The organism is Pseudomonas sp. FP1742, from assembly GCF_030687145.1.
GTDB lineage: Bacteria > Pseudomonadota > Gammaproteobacteria > Pseudomonadales > Pseudomonadaceae > Aquipseudomonas > Aquipseudomonas frederiksbergensis_D.
The window spans coordinates 5,251,946-5,277,886 of sequence record NZ_CP117460.1; the positions used below are offsets into that span (position 1 = coordinate 5,251,946).

The window sequence follows — 25,941 nt, forward strand, 5'->3', positions numbered from 1 at the left end:
CGATTGTCGCGTTCAATAAAGAAAGCAAAAAGTAGTGCAAACGAACAATGACTACACCCCCGGACCATAGTAGCCTCTGCTAGCGCTTGAACTCAGGAGTCTTTGCATGTCCGTCCGTCGTACCAAAATCGTCGCTACCCTTGGCCCGGCCAGTAACTCGCCGGAAGTTCTCGAACAGCTGATTCTGGCTGGCCTGGACGTCGCCCGCCTGAACTTCTCCCACGGCACCCCCGACGAGCACAAGGCTCGCGCGAAGCTGGTGCGTGACCTCGCCGCCAAGCACGGCCGCTTCGTCGCCCTGCTGGGTGACCTGCAAGGCCCGAAAATCCGTATCGCCAAATTCGCCAACAAGAAGATCGAGCTGAAGATCGGTGACCAGTTCACCTTCTCCACCAGCCATCCGCTGACCGAAGGCAACCAGCAAGTGGTCGGCATCGACTACCCGGACCTGGTGAAAGACTGCGGCGTGGGCGACGAGCTGCTGCTCGACGACGGCCGCGTGGTGATGCGCGTCGATACCGCCACCGCCACCGAACTGAACTGCACCGTGACCATCGGCGGCCCGCTGTCGGACCATAAAGGCATCAACCGTCGCGGCGGTGGCCTGACGGCACCGGCCCTGACCGAGAAAGACAAGGCCGACATCAAGCTCGCCGCCGAAATGGAAGTCGATTACCTCGCGGTGTCCTTCCCCCGTGACGCCGCCGACATGGAATACGCCCGTCAACTGCGCGACGAAGCCGGCGGTACTGCCTGGCTGGTGGCGAAGATTGAACGCGCCGAAGCCGTGGCCGACGACGAAACCCTCGACGGCCTGATCAAGGCCTCCGACGCGGTGATGGTGGCCCGTGGTGACCTGGGTGTGGAAATCGGCGACGCCGAACTGGTGGGCATTCAGAAGAAAATCATTCTGCACGCACGTCGCCACAACAAGGCCGTGATCGTCGCGACCCAGATGATGGAGTCGATGATCCAGAACCCGATGCCGACCCGCGCCGAAGTGTCCGACGTAGCCAACGCCGTGCTCGACTACACCGACGCCGTGATGCTCTCGGCGGAAAGTGCCGCCGGTCTGTATCCGCTGGAAGCGGTGCAAGCCATGGCGCGCATCTGCATCGGCGCTGAAAAGCACCCGACCAGCAAGACCTCCAGCCACCGCATCGGCAAGACGTTCGAACGTTGCGACGAGAGCATCGCCCTGGCCACGATGTACACCGCCAACCACTTCCCGGGCGTGAAGGCGATCATCGCCCTGACCGAAAGTGGCTACACGCCGTTGATCATGTCGCGCATCCGTTCCTCGGTGCCGATCTACGCGTTCTCCCCGCACCGTGAAACCCAGGCCCGCGCGGCGATGTTCCGGGGTGTCTACACCGTACCGTTCGACCCGGCGTCCTTGCCGGCCGAGCAAGTCAGCCAGGCTGCAATCGACGAGTTGCTCAAACGCGGCGTCGTGGAGAAAGGCGACTGGGTCATCCTGACCAAGGGCGACAGCTACCACACCACCGGCGGCACCAACGGGATGAAAATCCTGCACGTTGGCGACCCGATGGTCTGAGTGACCGGTTGCTGAAAAACAAAAGCCCCGCCATGTGAATGGCGGGGCTTTTTGGTTTCTGATCCAGGATGTGTGTTGTTTTGGCGGGCCTCTTCGCGGGCAAGCCCGCTCCCACAGGGTTTTGTGTTGTTCACCCTTCACATGACCACCACAAGAACCTGTGGGAGCGGGCTTGCCCGCGAAGGTGTCCTCCCAGTCACCGCATCTTCAATGCCGGCTGATAAACGCTGACAACGCCGCCATCGCTTCCGGCGAGCGCAACCGCTGGGTGAACAATGCGCCCTCTTCTTCTATCACCTTGCGCAACGACTCCCGGTCCGGCGCTTTCATCAGTTGCTTGCTGATGCGCACCGCTTCCGGTGGCAATGATTCGAACCGCAACGCCATCTCCCGCGCCCTGGCCATCGCCGCTTCGCCACTGCCCAACGCCTCGGTCGCAATGCCCCACGCCGCAGCCTGTTCACCGCTGAACCCTTCACCCAACAGCAACAACTCCGCCGCTTTGGCCGGCCCAAGCAAGCGCGGCAGGATCAGGCTGGAGCCGAACTCCGGGCATAACCCCAGATTGACGAATGGCATGCGCAACCTTGCATCCGCACTGACATAAACCAGATCGCAATGCAGCAGCATCGTCGTGCCGATCCCCACCGCCGCGCCTGCTACCGCGGCAATCACCGGCTTGCGGCACTCAAGAAGGCCGAGCATGAAGTGGAACACCGGGCTGTCGAGGTTGCCCGGCGGTTGCTGGATGAAGTCGGCGATGTCGTTGCCGGCGGTGAAGCACTCGGCGCTGCCGGTGATCAGCACCGCATTGATGTCGGGATCGCTGTCGGCAAGCCGCAAGCCCTCCGCCAGCTGGCTGTACATGGCGCGGGTCAGGGCGTTTTTCTTCTCGGGGCGGTTGAGGCGCAGGGTCAGTAAACCGCGCTCACGTTCAAACTGGATGGCGTCGGGCATGGCGTGTCCTGATCTGAGAGGATCCACTGTGGCGAGGGGGCTTGCCCCCGTTCGGCTGCGAAGCAGTCGTAAAACCGGCACGCTCGGTTTGTCTGATACACCGAGGTGGCGTCTGTTTTTAGGGGCCGCTTCGCAGCCCAACGGGGGCGAGCCCCCTCGCCACAGCAATCAGCGCTCAACCACGGGGTAGAAAGACATCCGCCAGCAGTTGATTGCGCGGCAAACCGGCCAGGTACAAGCGCCGGGCAAAGGCGTCGACGCTGTCGGGGGCTCCGCAGACTAAGGCCAGGGTTTGCCGGGAAACAAGGCGCAGTTGCGCCAAAGCCGCGGGCAACTCGGCCGCCGTCCACAGCTCGATGCTAAGGTTTTCACGGCCCTCGGCCATGGCTTGCAGGGGTTTGGCCAGATAATGCTCACCGGCATCATGGGCCAGGTGAATGACCCGGATGGCGCCTTGGTGATCCTGACGCAACGCTTCGCGCAGAATACCGAACAACGGCCCCAGACCGGTGCCGGCCGCCAGCAACCACAGCGGTCGGGTGTGCCAGTCCGAGTCGTAATGCAGCGCCCCGCCGCGCAACTCGCCGAGGCGGATCGGGTCGCCGATTTTCAAGCGACGCGCCGCGTCACTGAATTCCCCCGGTTGGCGGCAATCGAGGTGGAACTCCAGAAAGCGGTCTTCTTCCGGCAGGCTGGCCAGGGAATACGGCCGCGCCACCTGCCCCGCCCACAACACCAGATGCTGCCCCGCCTGATAGCGCAACGGTCGCTCGCTGGTCAGGCGCAAACGCAACACGCTGGCGCTCAGCCAATCGCTGGCGACCACCTGCGCGGCAAGGCCATCGCGCAGCGGGTCAAAGGTTTCGATTTGCAGATCGTCGACCACCTGGCACTGACAGGCCAACCGCCAACCCTGTTGGCGCTGTTCATTGCTCAAGGCATCGGGACGGTTGTCGCTGGGCAGGCCCTCGACGCATTTGACCAGGCACGCATGGCAACTGCCGGCGCGGCAGCTGTAGGGCACCGACACGCCGTTTTGATTCAAGGCATCGAGCAGGTTACTGCCCGCCGCCACCGTCCATTGGCGTTCGCCGACCCGTAACTCAGGCATCGACATTCTCCCAGGCCGCCGCGCAACGGTTGCGGCCATCACGCTTGGCGCGGTACAGCGCCTGATCGGCACTGTGCAAGGCGTGATCCAGATCATCGCCCAGCTCCAACAAAGTCATGCCCGCCGACAGGCTGAGGTGGGCGATCTCCAGGCCGACCAATTCGACATCCATGAAGGCAATGCGCAAGCGCTCGCAACAGGCCGTCAGGCGCTCGGCATCGCAATCGGGCAACAGCACCACGAATTCTTCGCCGCCATAACGGGCCAGAATATCGCCATCGCGCAGGCAGGCCGTGGCCACTCCGGCGAACGCTTGCAGCACCTGATCGCCGGCGGCATGGCCATGAACATCGTTGATGCGTTTGAAGTGGTCGAGGTCGATCAGCGCCAGGCCATGCACCACACCGACTTCCATGGCGTTCAGCTCGCGGGAGGCCAGGCGCAGAAAATGCCGACGGTTGAACAGCCCGGTGAGTTCATCGGTCGCCACCAGGCCTTCGAGCTGGCGCATCATTCCGCGCAGGGTGTCCTGATGCGCCTGCAAGGCGAACCGCCGCTGCCGCATACGCTGGCGCGACACCTGGACGTAACGGGCATAAAGCACCAGCCAGCCGAGCACCACAAACAGCACGCAGACCTGCAACAGGGCTTGCGTCGGGTCGTGGAGCTCGAAGTGGTAAAGCTCCCATAACGTGATGGCGCTGAAACTGAAAAACACCAGCAACGCGCAACGCACAAAAGCGATGCGCGACAGATGAAACAGCCCGAACAGCAGAATCAGCAGGTAAAACACCAGAAACGCACCGCGGGCCTCGTCCAGATGAGCGATCACCCAGGTTTGCCAACTCAGCCCCAGGAGTATTTGCACTTCGGTCAGGCTGGGGTCGGAAAAGCGCAGGTTAGTGCCGCTGTAAAACACCGCGAACAACACGGCCTGACTGAGCGCCGCCAACACGCTGCCGATCACCATGCCGGCGATGGACTCATCGTAATGACCGGTAAAAAACGCCAGCCACAGCAGCAGCATAGCCAGGGCATAGGTGCCGGCCGCGAGGGCAAAGCGCTTGAGCAAAAGCCGCTGGATGGCGTTATGGGTCAATCGTTGACTCACCGTGCGAAAGGAGGCTGTCGGAGTGTCCTACTCTACAGGCCGGATGCCACTTTAGTGGCGAGTCTGATAAATGACCATTCAATTTTTGGGGCAGAAAACTGGCGTCAAAACCATGGCCCGATTCATTGAAACCTTGCTGGGGAACCTTTGTGGGAGCGGGCTTGCTCGCGAAAGCGATCTGATATTCACCCATGATGTCGACTGATACGCCGCCTTCGCGGGCAAGCCCGCTCCCACGATAGCGCTCTATTGATCCGCACCATCGGATATGCGACCAACGTTTGACTGTCAACGGATGTACCCGCCTTTGATGCGCGGTATACTGCCGCGCCTTTTTAGCGTCGCGCCAGCATGCCCGGCGTGCCTTGAAAGGTGTCTGCGACCGACCGATGCACCCAAGCCGCAGGCACCTTATTGAATGTTCCCGTCTTTTAGAGGAGCGCGACTCGATGACCGTGATCAAGCAAGACGACCTGATTCAGAGCGTTGCCGACGCCCTGCAATTCATTTCCTACTACCACCCCGTTGACTTCATCCAGGCGATGCACGAGGCCTACCTGCGTGAAGAATCGCCGGCAGCCCGCGATTCCATTGCGCAAATCCTGATCAACTCGCGCATGTGCGCCACCGGCCACCGCCCGATCTGCCAGGACACCGGCATCGTCACCGTGTTCGTGCGCGTAGGCATGGACGTACGTTGGGATGGCGCCACCATGGGCCTGGACGACATGATCAACGAAGGCGTGCGCCGGGCTTACAACCTGCCGGAAAACGTCCTGCGTGCCTCGATCCTCGCCGACCCGGCGGGCGCTCGCAAGAACACCAAGGACAACACCCCGGCCGTTATCCACTACTCCATCGTTCCGGGTAACACCGTGGAAGTGGACGTGGCGGCCAAGGGCGGCGGCTCCGAGAACAAGTCGAAAATGGCCATGCTCAACCCGTCCGACTCGATCGTCGACTGGGTTTTGAAAACCGTTCCGACCATGGGCGCCGGCTGGTGCCCACCGGGCATGCTCGGCATCGGCATCGGCGGCACCGCCGAGAAAGCCGCCGTGATGGCCAAGGAAGTGTTGATGGAGTCCATCGACATTCACGAGCTCAAAGCACGCGGCCCGCAGAACCGTATCGAAGAGATGCGCCTGGAGCTGTTCGAGAAGGTCAACCAACTGGGCATCGGCGCCCAGGGCCTGGGCGGTCTGACCACCGTGCTCGACGTGAAGATCATGGATTACCCGACCCACGCCGCCTCCCTGCCGGTGTGCATGATCCCCAACTGCGCCGCCACCCGTCACGCGCACTTCGTGCTCGACGGTTCCGGCCCGGCCTCGCTGGAAGCGCCACCACTGGACGCCTACCCGGAAATCGTCTGGGAAGCCGGCCCGTCGGCCCGTCGCGTCAACCTCGACACGCTCACGCCGGAAGAAGTGCAGAGCTGGAAGCCGGGCGAAACCGTCCTGCTCAACGGCAAGATGCTCACCGGCCGCGACGCCGCGCACAAGCGCATGGTCGAGATGCTGAACAAGGGCGAAACCCTGCCGGTGGACCTGAAAGGTCGCTTCATCTACTACGTCGGCCCGGTTGATCCGGTGCGCGAAGAAGTGGTTGGCCCGGCTGGCCCGACTACCGCCACGCGGATGGACAAGTTCACCCGTCAGATCCTCGAGCAAACCGGCCTGTTGGGCATGATCGGCAAATCCGAGCGCGGCCCGACCGCAATCGAAGCGATCAAGGACCACAAGGCCGTTTACCTGATGGCAGTCGGCGGCGCGGCTTACCTGGTGGCGCAAGCGATCAAGAAATCCCGCGTGGTGGCGTTCGCCGAACTGGGGATGGAAGCGATCTACGAGTTCGACGTGAAAGACATGCCGGTCACCGTTGCGGTGGACAGCAAGGGTGAGTCGGTACACATCACCGGCCCTGCGATCTGGCAGCAGAAGATCAGTGAAAGCCTGGCGGTGGAAGTGCAGTAAGCGCTTCAGTTTGCCAATGCGGCCGGCTCGTCTGTATGGACGAGCCGGCTTTTTTTTGCTTACGAATAATGCCAACGGCATTAAAAACTGTGTAACTACAACTATTTGATCTACAAAAACCTTCCCAACCTGTCAGATCTGACAGGTTACGCAGCGTTCCTTCTTTGTTAGCGTCTGATCCATCCAGCGACACCGTTGCCAGGGCTAGCGCCAGGCCAATACAGGATCAGCCCCATGGAAGAGCAAGCGTCCCTGAGTATCACTGAACCCTCTATCGCCAAGAGTGCTTCGATCGCCACCATCGGCAAAAGCTGGGGCAAGGTGGGTCCGACGGGGGCCGCTTCATTTGTATTGCCTCTGCCTATTTCGTCTGGCCGTGGCTGGGATCCTCAGCTCTCGCTGAGCTACAGCAGCCAGTCCGGAAACGGTATGTTCGGTCTTTGCTGGCAGGTGGACCTCCCGGCCATCACCCGCCAGACCACCAAGGGCGTGCCGCGTTATCTGGGCGATGACGTGTTCCTCAACACTGCGGGCGAAGAACTGATGCCCGAGCGTGATGACGAGGGCAACATCAAGGCCAGGGACGTAAGCGAATACCGCGGCCAAACCATCGGCAACCATAAGGTAGTGCGGTATCGGCCGCGGGTCGAACAGACGTTCGAGCTCATCGAATTCTGGTATTCCGACGTCACGCCAGAGGGTTTCTGGTTGGTGCACGGAGCCGACGGCAGCCTGCACCTTTTCGGCAAAGACCACAGCTCCCGCGTGGCCGACCCGCAAGCGCCACTCCGTGTGGCAGCGTGGCTGCTGCAGGAAAGCATGAACGCCCATGGCGAACACATCTGCTACGAGTACCTGTCAGAGGAACAGAACGAGCTTCCTGACCCGCATGACTACCGGGCCCAGCGATATTTGCATCGGGTGCTTTATGGCAATGTTGACGCAAGCGACCAGTTGTACGGCTGGAGTGTCTTGAGGCCGGCACCACCCGTATGGCTCTTTCACCTGGTATTCGATTACGGCGAACGCACGCTGGAACTGGCTGAGAAACCGGTTTATGACGGCGCGACACTCAAGCCGTGGCTGGTCCGTAACGACCCGTTTTCGTCCTATGGGCGAGGCTTTGAAGTGGGCACTCGGCGCCTCTGCCGGCAAGTGCTGATGTTCCACAATTTTCCGGAACTGGGTGATAAACCGGTGCTGGTGCGCCGCTTGCTGCTGGAGTACTCGGGCAATACCGGGCTCTGGTCCTACAGTCAAATCACAGCGGCGCATTATCAGGCGTATGACGCCAGCGGCGCCGTGGAAACCATGCCGCCGATGGAGTTCGATTATTCGGCTTTCGAACTCAATACACAGCCGGTACCGTTCTTCCCGTTCGACACCCAGCCTGGTATCGAAGACGGGCAGTTCTATCAATGCGTCGACTTGTTCGGTGAAGGCCTGCCGGGGTTTCTGTGCCGCTATGACCAGTGCTGGTACTACCGGGAGCCGTTGCGTGACCAGGCCGGTGGTGGTGGTGATCGCATCAGCTATGGCCCGTGGACAGCGCTCGAAAAAATCCCGGTGGCCGACCGGAACAAGCAAGTGCATCAGGCCCTGATAGACCTGACCGGCAACGGTCGTCTGGATTGGGTCATCGCTCAACCCGGAATGTGCGGTTGTTTTACGCTGAATCCGGACAGGACCTGGTCAGACTTCATTCCGTTTACAGCGTTTGCGCTGGAGTTTTTCCATGCCCTTTCACAATTGGGTGACTTCAACGGCGATGGGCTCAGTTCTCTGGCAATGATCGGTCCCAACGCTGTACGCCTTTACGCCAACCAGCGTGATCGATTTGCCAGCCCCGAGGAAGTCACTCATGAGCCGCTGGATGACCGTTTGCCGTCGTTCAGCGACTCCCGCAGTGAGCTGGTGCTTCTGGGCAACCTGCTGGGCAACGACATGACCGATTTGTGCCGCATCCGCCACGACGAAATCAAATGCTGGCCGAACCATGGGCACGGAACATTCGGTACGGGTTTTGTCATCAAAGGCCCGACCTTCGATTACGCGACTTTCGACGCGGCGCGGGTGCGCATCGCCGACGTGAACGGCTCGGGCGCCCCTGCGCTCATCTATCTGAACTCGGATGACTTCTGTATTTACCTCAACCAGGGCGGCAATGGGTTTGCGACAGACCCGATCACTGTCCTTTGGCCCGAAGGCGTGCGTTACGACAACCTGTGCCAGGTCTCGCTCGCCGACCTGCAAGGGCTCGGTTGCGCCAGCCTGATCCTGACCGTGCCGCACATGAAACCCCGGCACTGGCGCTATGATTTTGTCGGCGCCAAACCGTATTTGATGATCGCCAGCAACAACAACATGGGGTGCCGCACGGAGGTGGTGTACCGCAGTTCGGCGCAGGAATGGCTGGATGAAAAACAGGGAATTCTCGACCTCAATCAACACGCCGTTTCATACCTGCCTTTCGCTTTGCAGGTCGTCAGCCAACAAACCCAGCTCGACGAAATCACCGGCAATTGCCTGAATCAGTCTTTCAGCTATTTCGAGGCCTGGTACGACAATCAGGACCGGGAATTCCGCGGCTTCGGGCGGCTGCACCAGACCGACAGCGAAACCGCTTCGGATGAAGACGAAAGCTTCACCGAACCGGCATTGGTTTGCACCTGGTTTCATACCGGCAAACAGATCGACATGTCTTGCACCGGTTACTTTGACCATGACGATGAGGCACACCCGTTGGGCGAAACGCTGTTTTGTCGATACCACCCGAGCGACGAATGCGAAGAACTCATCGAGCCTGCCGATGAGGCCATGGCCCACGCCATCGCGCGTGCCCTCGCCGGCTCGGTGCTGAGAGTGGAAACCTACGCGGCAAATGACCCGACCACTCCTTACCTGGTTGAGCAGTCCCGCTACATCGTTCGCCAAGTGCGTGAGCGTGGCGAACACCATCCCGACGCGGTGTTGATGGTGTCGTTGCTGGAAACCATCACGTACAACTATGAACGCTTCATCGACGACCCATTGTGCCGCCATGTCATTAACTTGAAACGGGACGAGATCGGGTTGACGACTTACAGCATCACGGTCAGTTATGCCCGGCGCAGGACCAAGGAGGATGAACCGCCCTTTACCGATGTCGATGAAGGGACATGGTGGATTGATGCCCATGATCGGGCCCAGCAGTTCTACTACTTGAGCGAAACCCGCGCCAGTTTCATTCACTTGCTCGACCCGCAAGGCTGGCGGCTCGGCCTGCCTTATCAACAACGCGGCAATGCGCTGGTATTGCCCAAGAAATCGGAAGCTGGAGGCCTTGATCCCAAGGAGATTTGTTATGGACAGTTTCTCGAGCTGTTCGCATCAGCCGAATGGGCGGCTGTGCGGGAACTGACCTCGCAATCGGTGCAACGCTACGTCACGACGACCAACGACGAGTTGCCGGATGGCGATGCCCAATTCGAGGCATTGGCAGGGCCAATGGAAATCGCTCAGTTGGACAAGAAAGCGCTGGAGGTCTACGACGACGTAACGCCTGCGATCGATATCCGGGCAGAACTTGAGAAGATTGGTTATCTGTCCATGAAGCTGTTTCTGGGCACGGACGAAGAGGCCGACAAAGAAGAGGACAAACAGAAAAATCTTTGGTCCGCGCTCTACAACTTTGCCGAGTATGCAGGCCTCGAACGCTTCTACCGGGTGATGGAATACAACGAAACCCGCAGCCATGGTGTGACCAAAGCGACATACGACGCTTACTGTCTCGCGCCCCTCAGCGTCGAGCAGCCGGATGGCTGCACCACTCGCGTCGAGTACGATTACCACTCACTGCGAGCGCTGCGCATCTTTGATGCCAACGACAACGTTGAAGAGGCCCTTTACGATCCCTCTGGTCCGCACACCGTCACCTATCACGGAACAGAAAACGGTGTTCCCGCCGGCTTCCTGCCCATCGACAAATACAACCGTCCTGAAGATGCCAGCCCCGACACGGCTATCAAATACCCCGAGGAAGCGCTGCAAAACGCGGCCAGCACCTTTCGCAAGGATCTGTTCAGCTGGATGGGCCAGCTCCAAGGCTCCATGGGGCAGACATCGGAGTGGCTGGGTGACTGGATCACGCAAGGTTACGTGTTGCCCAGCCTGCACCTGCGCGCCAGTGCCCGCCTGCGCCTGGCCCGACTCAAGTCCCGGACACCGGCAGAACAAGCGTTGTGGGACCTGCTGGTCAGCGTCCCTCGCATTCCGGTGCACAGCGTCGCTTTGAGCGCCGATCGCGACTTTTACGATGAAGAACCCCCGAAAATCCAGATCGCCCTCAGCCTCGTCGATGGCTTCGGCCGCCCCTTGCAAACCCAGCAACAGGTCGAGCCTGGTGATGCCTATGTCGTGGAAAAAGGCAAACTGGCGATCGTAAACGGCAAGCCAACAGTTGCACACGCCGAGCGTCGCTGGCGCATCAGCGAGCGCGTGGAATACAACAACAAAGGATTGCCGGTACGAACCTATCGTCCCTATTTCGCCAATGCTTATGGCTACATCAACGACGATTGTCTCAAGGAATTCGGCCATCACGATAAAAGTTTCTACGATGTGTTGGGGCGCCTTATCAAGGTCATCAACGCCAAAGGGGATATCGCGCTGGAAAAAATCCACCCCTGGTACACAACCAAGCTGGACTTTAATGACACCTACGTCGCGCCAGACACGAAAGAATTCAAGGCGGACAAGCAATGATGAGTACTGTCGACCGCAATACACCGGCAATAACGTCCCATGATGCGCGAGGCCGGCCAATACGCCAGATTGCCTACCTGTGCAATGTGGCGGGCACTGTGAAGCCTTTGATTACCCGGCTACGCCATGACGTTATCGGGCAGCTGGTGGAGCAACGGGACCCGCGACTGGCCGATGCTCCCAGACCCAACCTGGCCACGGTTTACGGCCTGACCGGACAATCGGTCAAGGTCGACAGCGTCGATGCCGGCGTGCGGATAACCCTGGCGGGGCTGGCCGGTGAAACCCTCCAGCACTGGGATGAACGCGGCAATCATTGGCGCACCACTTACGACAACCAGCTGCGTGTGCTGACGCTTGAAGAGCATGGTCAGGGCCCGGTCGAAGCCAACATCTACGCCAATGTATCGGCTGATCCCGCCCACAACTTGCGTGGCCAGTTGATCAAGCAAGTCGACCCCTCAGGCGAACTTGAGATCAAGAGTTTCAGCCTGCACGGCCAACCGCTGCGCGACAGCCGAACCCTCAGCGAGGCCGGGACCTTCACCAGCAGCCGAACCTACAGCCCGCTCGGCGCGGTGCTGACCCAGACGGATGCCGGCGAGCATCAGCAACGGATGCGCTACGACATTAGCGGGCAACTGCGTCAGGTACACCTGCGACTCGAACCCACGGCGGCCTGGACGCCCGTTCTTGAAGACACCCGATACAACGCCGCCGGCCAGATCATTGAGCAAAAAGCCAGCAACCAGGTGGTCAGCACCTGGACATACGACGAGGCCGATGGCCGTCTCAACAGCATGAGCGCCGGTGTACCCGGGCAGGCCCCGCTGCAGTTCTTTGAATACCTTTACGACCGGGTCGGTAACGTGTTGCGCATCGACGACCTCGCGTTCAAACCGGTGTTCTTCAAAAACCAGCTCATCGATGGCCACCGCGAATTCACCTACAACTCGCTGTACGAGCTGACCAGCGCCACCGGGCATGATGCTGTCCCGAGCTCTGACTTGCCGGGTCGCCCCTCGCCGAGCGACCCGAAAAACCACCTCAATTACAAACAGTTTTTCACGTACGACGACGGCAACAATCTGATCAAGTTGACCCATCAGCGTGCAGTGGGTGGTTACACCCACCAGATGTACATCGACCCGAACAGCAATCGTGGCGTGCGCTGGAAACCGGGTGATCCGCCACCGGAATTCGACAAGTTGTTCGACCGCCATGGCAATCTCCTGGCCTCGGCCCCGGGAAGACCCTTGCACTGGAACAGCCGCGATCAACTGGCCAGCGCAACGCTGGTTGAACGTGACGGCCCCAACGATGTAGAAGACTTTCGCTACAGCCAGGGTGTGCGGGTGTTCAAACGCCATGAATGGCAAGCCTCGACCCTCACCCATTTTCATCGAGTGCTCTACTTCCCGGGGCTGGAAATCCGCACCCGCGACAACGGCGAGGAACTGCACGTCATTACCGTACCGGGCGGACGAGGCAGCGTGCGTTGCCTGCATTGGGTCAGCGGCAAACCCGAAGCGATCGATAAGGATCAGCTGCGCTACAGCCTCGATGATCACTTGGGCTCCAGTGTGATGGAACTGGATCAAAACGCGCGGATAGTCAGTCACGAGGGCTATTACCCGTTCGGCGGCACCGCCTGGCTGATAGCAAGCTCTGCGCTGGAGGTCAGTTATAAAACCATCCGCTATTCAGGCAAGGAAATGGATGAATGCGGGCTTTACTACTACGGCAGTCGTTACTATGCGCCATGGTTGTGGTGCTGGGTAAGCGCGGATCCGGCCGGGGCTGTGGACGGACTGAATCTTTATGCGTTTGTGGGGAATAATCCGACGAACTATTTCGATGATGACGGGCAACAGCGAACGCCGGATGAACTGAAAGCTGTCATTGATCGCTACTCAAATCTGCTTACAGCGGTCGAACCCAGACTGGACAAGTCGATTTATCAATTCAACAACCTTAACCGTACCAGGGATATCTACAAATCCAGTGGTAAAAGGGCTGCGCTTACATTGGTCAATGTCTTGGCGTCTGCATTCATCGCAGGCCTCGTTGGTGGTTTAGCGACAACTGCCGGCACGTTCGTGACCTTAGGCAATGTGCCTGTAGGCCTTGTAATTGGTGTCGGGGCGGCTGCCGTGGCAGCAGATATATCAGGTAATGCAATTGACAGCGTCGGCCAGAAGAACGCTTTCGGATACTCGCTCCTACCGAAAGGCGACGACTACGATTTGCGCAATATAGAAGAAGATGCAAAGCCATTTAGCATAAAAACCGAAATAAAAAAAATTCTAGGAAAGTACAACCCACGGCAAACGGACGGAAACAAAGAAATATTGATGGCAGGGGCGATTGGGGCCGCTGATACGCTGACACAACAAAGTACTCACCTGGAAAAATTTCTTGCGTTATATCGCCTGAGCATCGAAATGACCGAGGCGCTTAATGACACACTTGGACCAAGAGATCTTGAGTTGGTAGAACAGGGCGTCTATTTGCTGAGTGACTTTCTGAATACTGAAAAAGAGAAATCCGATTCGGCTTTGGAAGAGCTTGAAAGTCTCGGTGGCGAGCACATAGCGCTAGCAGCTGGAACTCGTCATCGGCTGGAGAAAACTGAAACAGTCATAAAAGGGAAGATGCAGCGTGTCGTGGATCTGCGTCCTAGGGCAACCGAGCATCTCCAACGAAAAAAAGCCGCTTGAACAGGCGAGGAACAGAATGAGCCAGAGCATCTCGCTCCGCACGCCCACTCTGATAGTCAACGATTGTCAAGGCTTGACGATCAGGCAAGTGGCTTACCTGCGCACGGAGGCCGGTGGCGACGTTGAATCACTCATCACCCGACACGTCTACAACACTGCCGGACAATTGACCGAGCAATGGGATGCGCGGCTGCCCACACCCCACACGCGTCACATCCACAGCCTTTCAGGCAAAACCGTGCAGATCGCCAGCGTGGACTCGGGCTCGCGGGTGAGTCTGTTCGGGCTGGCCGGCGAAGTGCTGCGCCATTGGGACCTGCGCGGTAATCATTGGCGCAACACCTACGACGATCAATTGCGCCCGCTGAGCATGGAAGAAAACGGCCAACCTGACGTCGACACCTTCACCTATGCCGATGCCTCGGCCGATTCGGCTCACAATCTGCGTGGCCAGCTGATCAGACAAGTCGATGTGTCCGGGGCGATCGAGTTCAACAGTTTCAACCTGCAAGGCCAGTCGCTAGCTGAACGCCGAACGATTGCCGATTCGGGCACTTTTGTCAGCCACCGAACGTACAGCGCGCTGGGCGCCCTACTGACCCAGACCGACGCCGGGGAGCATCAGCAACACTTGCGCTATGACATCGCCGGGCAACTCAACCGAGTGATGTTGCAACTCAAGAACGGTCAGCCACAATCGGTTCTGCAGGATGCGCAGTACAACGCCGCCGGCCAGATCGAGGTGCAAATTGCCGGCAACGGTGTGTGCAGCCAATGGACTTACGATCCGGCCGATGGTCGTCTCTGCACCCTCAAGTCCGGAAAACCCCAGCAAGCGTTGCAGCAAGATCTGCAGTACAGCTATGACCGGATGGGCAATATCCTGCGTATCGAAGATCACACGTTACCCACCGTTTACTTCGCCAACCAGCGGGTCGAGGGCCTGCGGGAATATGCCTACGACTCGCTGTACCGCCTGATCAGCGCCAATGGTTTCGAGGCAGAAGTCCCCCACCTGCAACCCGGTTTACCGGAACTCGTCCATCCCATCGACCCCGGTCGCCGCTATGGCTACCGCGAACACTACACCTACGATGCGGGTAACAATCTGGTCAAACTTTGCCATCAGCGCGACGGCAATCATTTCACTCTGCACCTGCGTATCGATCCCGGCAGCAACCGTGGCGTGCGCTTGAAACCGGGCGACCCGGAGCCGGAATTCGACAAGTGCTTCGACCCCAATGGCAACCAGCTCTACCTGCAGGACGGCGCACAACCCCTGAGCTGGAATGCCCGGGATCAATTGGCCAAGGTCACTCTGCTGAGCCACAGCAACGGCCTGGCCGACGATGAAGAAACCTACCTCTACAGCCAGGGCGAACGGGTGTGCAAACGCCACATCACCCATACCCCGTCGCTGACGCACAGCCATGAGATTCTTTACCTGCCAGGGCTGGACATTCACACCCGGGACGACGGCCGCGTGCTGCATGTCATCACGTTGCCACTGGCCTTCGGCAGCGTGCGATGTCTGCACTGGGACAAAGGCCTGCCGTTAGATCTGGAACCGGATCAGCTGCGCTACGGCCTCGACGATCACCTGGGTTCCTGCACACGGGAACTGGATCGCCATGGCGCGTTGATCAGTCTTGAATTTTATTACCCGTTTGGCGGTACGGCGTGGTGGGCGGCGCGCTCGGAGGTGGAGGCCGATTACAAGACCATCCGGTATTCAGGGAAGGAAATGGACCGCTGCGGGCTTTATTACTATGGCGCCCGGTATTACGCGCCTTGGTTGTGGCGCTGGATCTGTCCCGACCCGGCGGGCGATGTGGACGGGTTGAATCTGTATGTGTTCGTCGGCAACAACCCTGTCTGTTTTGTCGACATAAACGGCGAAATCAAATTGCCCACAGTGGCAGATTTCAATGCGGCAATGGACAGGCTTATCACTTCGGAAAACGCAAGCTATGCCCGAAGAAGGCAATCTCGTGCGGTACATCATCTGAAAAGTCAGATCGCCAGCGATGTCCTTCGTCAAATCAATATATTAGGGCTTACCCAACGCCGCACTCAGGACGCCAGCCAGCAACTTGAGACGATGGGCTCAGGTTCAGCCGTTGCGCTATCGACTGCCCGCAGAACGGGGGTTCTGGTGGCAGGGAAAGCCCTCAGTTATGGCGCCGGAATCCTTGTCGGTCTCGGCGCTCAAGCATTGGGCGTCGCAGCTCCGGGTGTCGGCAACGCGGTGGGCGTAGCGATCGGACTTTCCGCCAAAATCGCCGTGAGTGCGGCAGTCGATTTTGTGGCTGAACGCACAGGGCTCAGTGCCTCGGTCAACCTGAAAACCAGCAAACTGACCGCGGATAAAATCATTAAAAAAGCTGAATATAAAACGATGGAACTGACTGACTACATCGCAGCGAAATACAGGAACATGAACCTCAGCTCTCAAAAGTCGCAATTGAAACTCACGAAAGAGGCCACCACTATGGCGGCCAGCGAAATATTGAAGGCGACCCTGGCGCACATGCCTTCGGAAGCGGTGAGCGCAATGAGCAGTGGCGTAGGCATTGCGATGGGAATACCGGAAATCGTCAATGAAACACGCGGTGCTCTCAGAGGAAAATCCGACGAAAAAATGGATCAGTTCGAACAGGGGATCATTGAGCTGCAAGGCGCTATTACCTCAGGCATGAACAACATTATTGAAAAGGCGAATGCCCTTTCCATCACCCAGATAGGCGGCATCGAAATAGAGGCCTTGAAGGATAAGACCAACGAGAGCGTTGGCCTGCTGGGCGATCTGCTGCAGAAGGTTCGGGCCCATGGAAAAGGTCATCGGGTCGCGGCGTAAACCATCGTGTTTACGCCATGTGGCGCTGCCCATACAGGGCGCGCATGTTATGGTGCGCGCCCGTATCACTTCCTGTTTTCCACAGTATGCTGCCGACTTCTCGTACAGTGCGTATTTCCCTTTATACCTTGCTGATCCTCGCCGGAGCCGCACTGGCGGCCGGTTTCGCCTTGCGTCACGCCGAACGCCAGGCGCTGGAAGAAGACGCCGCCCGCGCCAACCAGCAACTGGCGCTGTACGCCAATTCCCTGCATACCCTGATCGACCGCTACCGCGCCCTGCCCGCCGTGCTGGCGCTGGACCCGGAGTTGCGCGCCGCGCTCGATGGCCCGGTAACGCTTGAGCAACAGGACGCACTGAACCGCAAACTGGAAAAAATCAACGGTGCCGCCCAGTCCTCGACCCTGGAACTGCTCGACCGCACCGGCCTGGCCGTGGCCGCCAGCAATTGGCGTTTGCCCAGCAGTTACGTCGGCCACAACTACGGTTTTCGCCCTTACTTCAGCCAGACCCGTACCCAGGGCACCGGGCGTTTTTACGCGGTGGGGGTGACCAGTGGCATTCCCGGTTACTTTCTCTCCAGTGCGGTGACCCGCGACAGCGGCGAGTTCCTCGGCGCCATGGTGGTCAAACTCGAGTTCCCGGAACTGGAGCGCGAATGGCGTCAGGGCAGCGACACACTGCTGGTCAGCGATGCGCGCGGGATCATCTTCATTGCCAATCAGCCGGGCTGGCGCTATCGCTTGTTGAAACCGTTGAACGACAGCGATCACGCCGAGCTCAAGGCCACCCGGCAATACGACAAACAACCGCTGACACCGCTGGATTACCAATCACTGCAGCGTTTTGACGACAACAGTGATCTGGCGCGCGTCGTCGGTCCTGACGGCACGGCAAACTACCTGTGGGAATCGCTGCCGCTGAGCACTGAAGGCTGGACCTTGCACCTGCTGCGCCGCCCGCAAGTCGCCTTCGAAGACAGCCGTAACGCCGCGCTCGCCGCTGCCGGTTTGTGGCTGGCGCTGGTGTTTCTGTTGCTGTTCCTCAATCAACGCTGGCGCCTGGCCAAAATGCGCCAACGCAGCCGCGAAGAACTCGAACAACTGGTGGAAGAACGCACCCGTGACCTGCGCACCGCTCAGGACGGTCTGGTGCAATCGGCCAAACTCGCGGCCCTCGGCCAGATGTCGGCCGCCCTCGCCCATGAAATCAATCAGCCCCTGACCGCCCAGCGCATGCAGCTTGCTACGCTGAGGCTGCTGCTCGATCACGGCCGGGTCGACGAGGCCTACAAGGCGTTGAAACCGGTGGACGACATGCTCACGCGCATGGCCGCCCTCACCGGTCACCTGAAAACCTTTGCGCGCAAAAGCCCCAGCGGTTTGCGCGAACGGCTGGATCTGGCGGCGGTGGTGGATCAGGCCCTGCAATTGCTCGACGCCCGCCTGCGCGATGAACAGGTCAGCCTGGTACTGCACCTGACCCGTCCGGCCTGGGTGCGTGGTGATGCGATTCGTCTGGAACAGGTGCTGATCAACCTGTTGCGCAACGCCCTGGACGCCATGCAGGGCAAACCCTGCAAGCGCCTGGAGATCCGCCTTGAAGCCGATGAACAACTGTGGCGCCTGAGCGTCATCGACAATGGCGGCGGCATTGCCGAAGAACATTTGAGCCAGGTGTTCGATCCGTTCTTCACCACCAAACCGGTGGGTGATGGCCTGGGCCTCGGGCTGGCCGTATCCTTTGCCATCGTCCACGAAGCGGGCGGACGCCTGAGCGCCGATAATGGCGAAAAAGGCGCGGTGTTCACCCTGACGTTGCCCATTGATCTGGAGGTAGCTGCCTGATGCTCAATTCGGTGATGGTGGTCGATGACGAAAGCAGCATCCGCAGCGCCGTCGAACAGTGGCTGAGTCTGTCGGGGTTCGAGGTGCAGCTGTTCAGCCGCGCCGATGAGTGCCTGGCGCAACTGCCCAGGCATTTCCCCGGGGTGATCCTCAGCGACGTGCGCATGCCCGGCATGACCGGGCTGGAGCTGCTGGCCGAAGTGCAGCGGCGCGACGCCGATTTGCCGGTGATTTTGCTGACCGGTCACGGCGATGTGCCGATGGCCGTCGAAGCGATGCGCGACGGCGCTTACGATTTCCTTGAAAAGCCCTTCAGCCCGGAAACCTTGCTGAGCAGCCTGCGCCGGGCGCTGGACAAGCGCCGTCTGGTGCTGGAAAACCGTGCCCTGCACGAACAGGCCGACAATCGCGCCAAACTCGATGCCACCCTGCTGGGTGTATCCCGTGGTTTGCAGACGCTGCGCCGGCAGGTGCTGGACCTGGCGACGTTGCCGGTCAATGTGTTGATCCGTGGCGAAACCGGCAGCGGCAAGGAACTGGTTGCCCGTTGCCTGCACGACTTCGGTCCCCGCGCCGACAAACCCTTCGTAGCCTTGAACTGCGCGGCGATTCCCGAGCAGTTGTTCGAGGCCGAACTGTTTGGTCACGAGAGTGGCGCGTTCACCGGCGCCCAGGGCAAACGCATCGGCAAGCTCGAATACGCCGATGGCGGCACGCTGTTTCTTGATGAAATCGAAAGCATGCCGCTGGCCCAGCAGGTGAAACTGCTGCGGGTGTTGCAGGAACAGAAGCTTGAGCGATTGGGCTCCAATCAAAGCATCCGTGTGGATTTGCGGGTCATCGCCGCGACCAAACCCGACTTGCTGGATGAAGCACGGGCCGGGCGTTTTCGCGAAGACCTGGCTTATCGCCTGAACGTCGCCGAGCTGCGCCTGCCGCCGTTGCGCGAGCGGCGTGAAGACATTCCACTGCTGTTCGAGTTCTTCGCGCAAAGTGCCGCCGAACGCCTTGGCCGCACCTTTCCACCGTTGAGCGGGCCGCAGTTGAGCCATCTGCTGAGCCACGACTGGCCGGGCAATGTGCGCGAACTGGCGAACGTCGCCGAACGCCAGGTGCTGGGACTTGGTGAGCCGGAACCGGCGGGGATCGATCCCGGCCAGTCGCTGGCGGCGCAGGCGGAAGCCTTCGAAGCCCATTGCCTGCGCGCGGCGTTGACCCGGCACAAGGGCGACGTGAAAGCGGTGCTTGAAGAACTGCAACTGCCGCGCCGGACCTTCAATGAAAAGATGCAGCGCCATGGCTTGAGCCGGGAGATGTTTGTGCAGGACAGCTGATTGGGTGGTGCCTGAACTGGCCTCTTCGCGAGCAAGCCCGCTCCCACATTGGATCTATGGCGAACACAGATTTTCCCTGCACCCCGAATCAACTGTGGGAGCGGGCTTGCTCGCGAAGGGGCCAGCACTGACTACGCAGCCCTATGCCTGAATAAGCGGATTTCCGCTCGCCCCCGATCCTGAATAAGCGGATTTCCGCTCAACAAAACCCGCCACCCCCTCTAAACCGGCCCTCCTTCCCTTGGCACAGCTCCTGCTATAGCCCCTGCAGGCTGCGTTTACACGCGCTCCACAAAAACAATTAAACGAAGGATCCTTCAATGGATAACTCCAACGCCCTGCCCCTTGGGTCGGCTGCCGTGCCGGCTAAAGAAAGAAGCACCGCCAGCCGGATCAAATCGATCTTCAGCGGCTCTGTCGGCAACATGGTCGAGTGGTACGACTGGTACGTCTACGCCGCCTTCTCCCTGTACTTCGCCAAAGTCTTCTTCCCCAAAGGCGACACCACCGCCCAACTGCTGAACACCGCCGCGATCTTCGCCGTGGGCTTTTTGATGCGCCCGATCGGCGGTTGGCTGATGGGCCTCTACGCCGACAAGGCCGGTCGCAAACGTGCCTTGATGGCCTCGGTGTACCTGATGTGCTTCGGCTCGCTGCTGATCGCCCTGAGCCCGGGCTATGAAACCATCGGCATCGGCGCGCCGATCCTGCTGGTGTTCGCCCGCCTGCTGCAAGGTTTGTCGGTGGGGGGTGAGTACGGCACCTCGGCCACGTACCTCAGCGAGATGGCGACCAAGGAACGTCGGGGTTTCTACTCCAGCTTCCAGTACGTGACGCTGATCTCCGGCCAGCTCATCGCCCTGGGTGTGCTGATCGTGCTGCAAAACTTCCTGACCACCGAAGAGCTGTACGCCTGGGGCTGGCGTATTCCGTTCGCCATCGGCGCGCTGTGTGCCGTGGTCGCGCTGTATCTGCGTCGTGGCATGGAAGAAACCGAGTCGTTCACCAAGAAAGAGAAAGCCAAGGAAAGCGCGATGCGCACCTTGCTGCGCCATCCCAAGGAACTGATGACCGTGGTCGGCCTGACCATGGGCGGCACGCTGGCGTTCTACACCTACACCACGTACATGCAGAAATACCTGGTGAATACCGTCGGCATGAGCATCTCCGACTCCACCACGATTTCCGCCGCCACGCTGTTCCTGTTCATGTGCCTGCAACCGATCATCGGCGGGCTGTCGGATAAAGTCGGTCGTCGGCCGATCCTGATCGCCTTCGGTATTCTCGGGACGCTGTTCACCGTACCGATCCTGACCACCCTGCACACCATCCAGAGCTGGTGGGGCGCGTTCTTCCTGATCATGGCGGCGCTGATCATCGTCAGTGGCTACACCTCGATCAACGCGGTGGTCAAAGCCGAACTGTTCCCCACCGAAATCCGCGCCCTGGGCGTTGGCCTGCCGTACGCACTGACCGTGTCGATCTTCGGCGGCACCGCTGAATACATCGCGCTGTGGTTCAAGAGCATCGGCATGGAAACCGGTTACTACTGGTATGTCACCGCGTGCATCGCGGTGTCGTTGCTGGTGTACGTGACCATGAAAGACACCCGCAAGCATTCGCGGATCGAGACGGACTGACAGGCACATCGAGGAAGGCAGTACCGGCCTCTTCGCGAGCAAGCCCGCTCCCACATCAGACCGCATTCTTCTGAAAGAACCCGGTCAACCTGTGGGAGCGGGCTTGCTCGCGAAGGCCGCGACTCGGTCTCAAGACAACTCGGCAACTTCCTGCTTCGTGTACTTGTTCTGCACGTAAGAAGCCCCCGCAATCATCACCACCAGAATCCCCGCCAATACCAGCGACGAACCGACAGTGCCGAAATCCAGGCCACCCTTTGCATGGGGTTTGGTCAGGAAGTCGCCCAAGGTCGCGCCGAACGGCCGCGTCAGCACGAACGCCACCCAGAACAACAGCACCGACGAAATCTTCGTGAAGTATTTCAACAGCACCACCAGCGCAATGGTCGAACCGATCAGCAGCGCACCACCGGCAAAACCCAGGCCCGAGTCGTCGGCCAGGTAATCGCCAAGTGCCGTGCCCAGGGTGTTGGAAAACAGAATCGCCATCCAATAGAACATCTCGCCCCGGAAGGTCTGGACCTTGGTGACGTTCAGCGAATCGCCGCTCAAGCGCCAAGCCGCGAAAATCCCCAGCAGAATCGCAATCAGGATCATCGAACCGGTGGCGTAGCCCAATTCAAGGGTGCGGTCCATGAAGTCGGACATGGTGGTGCCGGCCGTGCTGGTCGCCAGGATCACGATCCAGTACAGCACCGGTTTGTAGGTTTTGGACATCAACTGCGTGACCAGCGTCAGTACAAACACACTGATCAGGATCAGCGAGCTGATGGCGTAACCGACATTGAGGGTCATCGACAGCAAATCCCCCGCGGTTTCACCCAGGGTCGTCGCGCAGATTTTCATGATCCAAAACGCGAGGGTGACCTGAGGAAGTTTATTCATGCAAGGTGAGCTCCAGTGTTCATGGCGGCCGTTTCTTCGGGTTATTTACCGGTGCGCAGACTGGCGGTGGAGCAGTGAAAAATAGGTAAGTGCAGGATGAAAATTCTGTCACTCAGGTAAAAGAACCGATTAATCGCTGGTTAATGCCCGGTACGCATCCTGCCCCCGCCTGATCAATTCATTGCGATATGCACACTGGAGTTACCACCATGAAAACCAAACTGATGCTCGCCCTGACCCTCTCCGTGCTGGCCGCCAATACCTTCGCCGCCGACGGTTACGACCGCACCGGTTCCGCCGCTTTCACCACTGACAACAGTGCCCTTGTCGCTTCTGCTGGCGACGACCGCAGCGGCGTGGCCAAAGTCGCTACCAACGGCGCCGATCGCACCGACACCGCCCGCACCAACTGATCCCTGAACGCAACACCACAGCCCGGCTTTGGCCGGGCTTAGTCTTTTTCTGGAGCAAAGAAAATATCGGACAGAACGAAGAACCTGTGGGAGCGGGCTTGCTCGCGAAAGCGGCTTAACATTCAACAGAGATGCTGACTGATACACCGCCTTCGCGAGCAAGCCCGCTCCCACATTGAAGCTCATCGCTGGAAATAACCCGCTCGTCCTTGCACTATGATCGATCCCGAAACAAAGCCCCAGGAACCCCGTTCATGCCCGACGATATCCATTTCTACGAACCCGCCAACGGCCACGGCCTGCCCCATGACCCGTTCAATGCCATCGTCGGCCCGCGTCCCATTGGCTGGATTTCCTCCCAGGACGCCAACGGTCGCCTGAATCTGGCGCCCTACAGCTTCTTCAACGCCTTCAACTACATCCCGCCGATCATCGGGTTCTCCAGTGTCGGGCGCAAAGACAGCCTGAACAACATTGAGCAGACCGGCGAGTTCGCCTGGAACCTGGCGACGCGTCCGCTGGCCGAGCAGATGAACCAGAGCTGCGCCATGGTCGGGCCGGAAGTCAATGAGTTCGAACTGTCCGGGCTGACCACCGCCGCGTCGAAAATCATTCAGGTGCCACGGGTCGCCGAAAGCCCGGTGTCCTTCGAGTGCAAGGTCACGCAGATCATTCAGTTGCAACGCGCCAACAAGGAAGTGGTGCCGAGCTGGCTGATTCTCGGCGAAGTGGTCGCCGTGCATATCGCCAAATGGCTGTTGAAGGATGGGGTGTACGACACCGCCGCGGCAGAACCGATTCTGCGCGGCGGCGGGCCGGCGGACTACTTTCAGCTGGGGCCGGAGGCATTGTTCAAGATGTTCCGCCCAGGGGCGGTCAAGTGATTACCAGAGCAGGTCGGTGTCTTCTTTGACGTCTTTGAGGCGGGTCAGCTCTTTGGCGGCTGCCTCGTCGGCTTCATGAGCGGTCTTGAACGTCTGGCCTTCCAGCACTTTGTGAAAACGCGGGGCACCGGCACCACCAAGGGCTTTGACGGCAATCGCGGCGTGGTAACCGCCCTCGCCCGGTACTACTGCTGAAACGGCTTCGAAGTGTTCAAAGGCTTTACGTGCCATGTCGCGGATCCTGGCTAATGGAGAGTTGCGCCATTAAACCCTCAACCGGCCAGTTTGTGTACCGCTGCCTGGGGCTGGCCGAGGGCCTGGGCCGCCGAGACCTCCTTGAAGGTATGGAAATCCAGGCTGTTGACCACCAGATCCTGCACCAGCTCGGCAAAAATCTGCATCGCCGGGCTGCCGAAGTAAGCGGTCATCGCCTGTTGGCTGGCCCAGAAACCGGACACCAGCCACAGCTCGGGATCACATTGCGAGTGCTGCAGGGCGAAGCTCAGGCAACCCGGCGCGTTGCGCGACGGCTCGATCAGGGCGCTCAGGCGCGCGCCGAGTTCCGCCGAACGCCCGGCGCGGGCGCGAACGAAGGCCATATGACTGACGGGGATCTGCGTAGACATGTTCAACCCTCCCAGGGAGTCGAGTGGCAGCCGTGGGACGGGCTGCGACAGGATCCAAGATTAGGCGGCGCGTCACCGTCGCCGTTAGTCGATTTCTGCCGGCTTATTGCACAATCCTGCGCGACTGCGGAAAACCGCTGTAACAGTGCGTAAAACGCTGTCACACCGGTGTCACACGACTTTCAAGCAAGTTTCATCCCTGTTGCTCTGTCATAACCGCATCGTATATTCACCCCGTGCAGAATCAGGCAAGCTTTGGGCAGGATGTGTCTACCGCTGAGGCTTGCACAAATTTAAGCTCGGCTCATGACCCACGCTTCACCGAGGATGCCCTGCATGTCGTCGCTCGATCACTTTCAGGCCCCGCTTCCCGCCGACATGGAAAAACAGCGCGCGGAGCTGGCCGCCCTCATACGCCGCAACACGATGGAGGATGGCTCCTATGCCACTGCCGTCGATTCGCTGTTCATGTCGCGCCATAGCCAGAACCATAATTTTGCCCCGGTGCTGGCCCAACCTGCGCTGTGCATCATGGCCCAGGGGCGCAAGGAAGTGCGGCTGGCGGATGAATACTTCAATTACGACCCGCTGAATTACCTGGTGGTGTCGGTCTCGATGCCTTTGAGTGGGCGGGTAGTGAATGTCTCGCCTGATGAACCGATCCTCGCCGTGCGGCTGGACATCGACCCGGCGGAAATCACCGCGCTGATTGCCGACGCCGGCCCCCTCGGCGTGCCCACACGGCCTACGGGACGCGGCCTGTATGTCGAGCGGATCGACGCGGCCATGCTCGACGCCGTGCTGCGCCTGGTGCGTTTGCTGGACACTCCCAAAGACATCGCCATGCTGGCGCCGCTGATTCGCCGGGAGATTCTGTATCGGTTGTTGCGCAGCCAGCAGGGCCACCGGCTGTATGAGATTGCCATCGCCAACAGCCAGAGCCATCGCATCAGCCAGGCGATCAAATGGCTCAATGGCAACTATGAACAACCGCTGCGCATCGACGATCTGGCGCGGGAAGTGAACCTGAGCGTGTCGACGCTGCATCACCGGTTCAAGGCGATGACGGCGATGAGTCCGCTGCAGTATCAGAAACAGCTGCGCCTGCAAGAGGCGCGGCGCTTGATGCTGGCCGAAGGGCTGGAAGCGTCGGCGGCGGGTTATCGGGTGGGGTATGAAAGCCCTTCGCAGTTCAGCCGGGAGTACAGCCGATTGTTTGGCGCGCCACCGCTGCGGGATCTGGCGCGGTTGCGGTTGTCGGTTTGATCCGACTTTTTCGGTG

General features: G+C 59.7%; 18 protein-coding genes. 12 read left to right on the plus strand and 6 right to left on the minus strand.

Features of this window, described 5'->3' with window-relative positions:
- Window positions 1-106 precede the first annotated feature (106 nt).
- Entirely contained in the window at window positions 107-1,558 is a 1,452-nt protein-coding gene (gene pyk / locus PSH64_RS23820; protein WP_105345208.1) for a pyruvate kinase, read from the plus strand.
- A gap of 207 nt (window positions 1,559-1,765) precedes the next feature.
- Here pyk and PSH64_RS23825 read toward each other — a convergent pair whose 3' ends face one another.
- The 3 genes from PSH64_RS23825 to PSH64_RS23835 all read right to left on the minus strand — a co-directional run bounded on the left by PSH64_RS23825 (window position 1,766) and on the right by PSH64_RS23835 (window position 4,725).
- The gene (locus PSH64_RS23825) at window positions 1,766-2,515 is read right to left on the minus strand and encodes an enoyl-CoA hydratase-related protein (RefSeq protein ID WP_105345206.1); all 750 of its coding nucleotides are present in this window, start codon (window positions 2,513-2,515) and stop codon (window positions 1,766-1,768) included.
- 175 nt (window positions 2,516-2,690) lie between these two features.
- Window positions 2,691-3,626, minus strand: a complete 936-nt coding sequence (locus tag PSH64_RS23830) for an iron-sulfur-binding ferredoxin reductase (RefSeq protein ID WP_105345203.1) — start codon at window positions 3,624-3,626, stop codon at window positions 2,691-2,693.
- Window positions 3,619-4,725 (minus strand): diguanylate cyclase, encoded by a 1,107-nt coding sequence (locus PSH64_RS23835; RefSeq protein ID WP_305478890.1) that lies wholly within the window; start codon window positions 4,723-4,725, stop codon window positions 3,619-3,621. The genes PSH64_RS23830 and PSH64_RS23835 overlap by 8 nt, the downstream gene beginning before the upstream one ends.
- Before the next feature lie 82 nt (window positions 4,726-4,807).
- On the opposite strand from PSH64_RS23835, the gene PSH64_RS23840 reads away from it, so the two are divergent.
- From PSH64_RS23840 to PSH64_RS23875, 8 genes are all read left to right on the plus strand, one after another.
- Window positions 4,808-4,942: a hypothetical protein gene (locus PSH64_RS23840; RefSeq protein WP_280523901.1), complete on the plus strand. Its 135-nt coding sequence runs from the start codon at window positions 4,808-4,810 to the stop codon at window positions 4,940-4,942.
- 244 nt (window positions 4,943-5,186) lie between these two features.
- The gene (locus PSH64_RS23845; protein WP_007938826.1) at window positions 5,187-6,710 is read left to right on the plus strand and encodes a fumarate hydratase; all 1,524 of its coding nucleotides are present in this window, start codon (window positions 5,187-5,189) and stop codon (window positions 6,708-6,710) included.
- A 234-nt stretch (window positions 6,711-6,944) separates the two neighbouring features.
- Window positions 6,945-11,453: a SpvB/TcaC N-terminal domain-containing protein gene (locus tag PSH64_RS23850; RefSeq protein WP_305478891.1), complete on the plus strand. Its 4,509-nt coding sequence runs from the start codon at window positions 6,945-6,947 to the stop codon at window positions 11,451-11,453.
- Window positions 11,450-14,173: an RHS repeat domain-containing protein gene (locus PSH64_RS23855; protein WP_305478892.1), complete on the plus strand. Its 2,724-nt coding sequence runs from the start codon at window positions 11,450-11,452 to the stop codon at window positions 14,171-14,173. Before PSH64_RS23850 ends, PSH64_RS23855 begins: the two co-directional genes overlap by 4 nt.
- 73 nt (window positions 14,174-14,246) lie before the next feature.
- The gene (locus tag PSH64_RS23860; RefSeq protein WP_305478893.1) at window positions 14,247-17,030 is read left to right on the plus strand and encodes an RHS repeat domain-containing protein; all 2,784 of its coding nucleotides are present in this window, start codon (window positions 14,247-14,249) and stop codon (window positions 17,028-17,030) included.
- 86 nt (window positions 17,031-17,116) lie between these two features.
- On the plus strand, window positions 17,117-18,877 hold the full coding sequence (locus PSH64_RS23865; protein WP_305478894.1) for an ATP-binding protein: 1,761 nt from the start codon (window positions 17,117-17,119) through the stop codon (window positions 18,875-18,877).
- Entirely contained in the window at window positions 18,877-20,211 is a 1,335-nt protein-coding gene (locus PSH64_RS23870; RefSeq protein ID WP_305478895.1) for a sigma-54 dependent transcriptional regulator, read from the plus strand. The genes PSH64_RS23865 and PSH64_RS23870 overlap by 1 nt, the downstream gene beginning before the upstream one ends.
- A 320-nt stretch (window positions 20,212-20,531) precedes the next feature.
- Window positions 20,532-21,851, plus strand: a complete 1,320-nt coding sequence (locus tag PSH64_RS23875; RefSeq protein ID WP_305478896.1) for an MFS transporter — start codon at window positions 20,532-20,534, stop codon at window positions 21,849-21,851.
- A 129-nt stretch (window positions 21,852-21,980) separates the two neighbouring features.
- Here the strand turns inward: PSH64_RS23875 and PSH64_RS23880 are convergent, their stop codons facing one another.
- On the minus strand, window positions 21,981-22,736 hold the full coding sequence (locus tag PSH64_RS23880; protein WP_305478897.1) for a hypothetical protein: 756 nt from the start codon (window positions 22,734-22,736) through the stop codon (window positions 21,981-21,983).
- Window positions 22,737-22,945: 209 nt separating this feature from the next.
- Here PSH64_RS23880 and PSH64_RS23885 point away from each other — a divergent pair, with 209 nt between their 5' ends.
- Window positions 22,946-23,149, plus strand: coding sequence for a hypothetical protein (locus PSH64_RS23885; RefSeq protein WP_305478898.1), 204 nt, complete (start codon window positions 22,946-22,948; stop codon window positions 23,147-23,149).
- Window positions 23,150-23,403: 254 nt separating this feature from the next.
- Entirely contained in the window at window positions 23,404-24,033 is a 630-nt protein-coding gene (locus tag PSH64_RS23890; protein WP_018926552.1) for a flavin reductase family protein, read from the plus strand.
- Here PSH64_RS23890 and PSH64_RS23895 read toward each other — a convergent pair whose 3' ends face one another.
- Window positions 24,034-24,264 (minus strand): hypothetical protein, encoded by a 231-nt coding sequence (locus tag PSH64_RS23895; RefSeq protein ID WP_105345184.1) that lies wholly within the window; start codon window positions 24,262-24,264, stop codon window positions 24,034-24,036.
- 41 nt (window positions 24,265-24,305) lie between these two features.
- Complete coding sequence (locus tag PSH64_RS23900) at window positions 24,306-24,659, minus strand: putative quinol monooxygenase (RefSeq protein ID WP_105345181.1); 354 nt, start codon at window positions 24,657-24,659, stop codon at window positions 24,306-24,308.
- A 336-nt stretch (window positions 24,660-24,995) separates the two neighbouring features.
- Between PSH64_RS23900 and PSH64_RS23905 the strand changes: the two genes are divergently transcribed.
- On the plus strand, window positions 24,996-25,925 hold the full coding sequence (locus PSH64_RS23905) for an AraC family transcriptional regulator (RefSeq protein ID WP_105345179.1): 930 nt from the start codon (window positions 24,996-24,998) through the stop codon (window positions 25,923-25,925).
- Window positions 25,926-25,941: the final 16 nt, after the last annotated feature.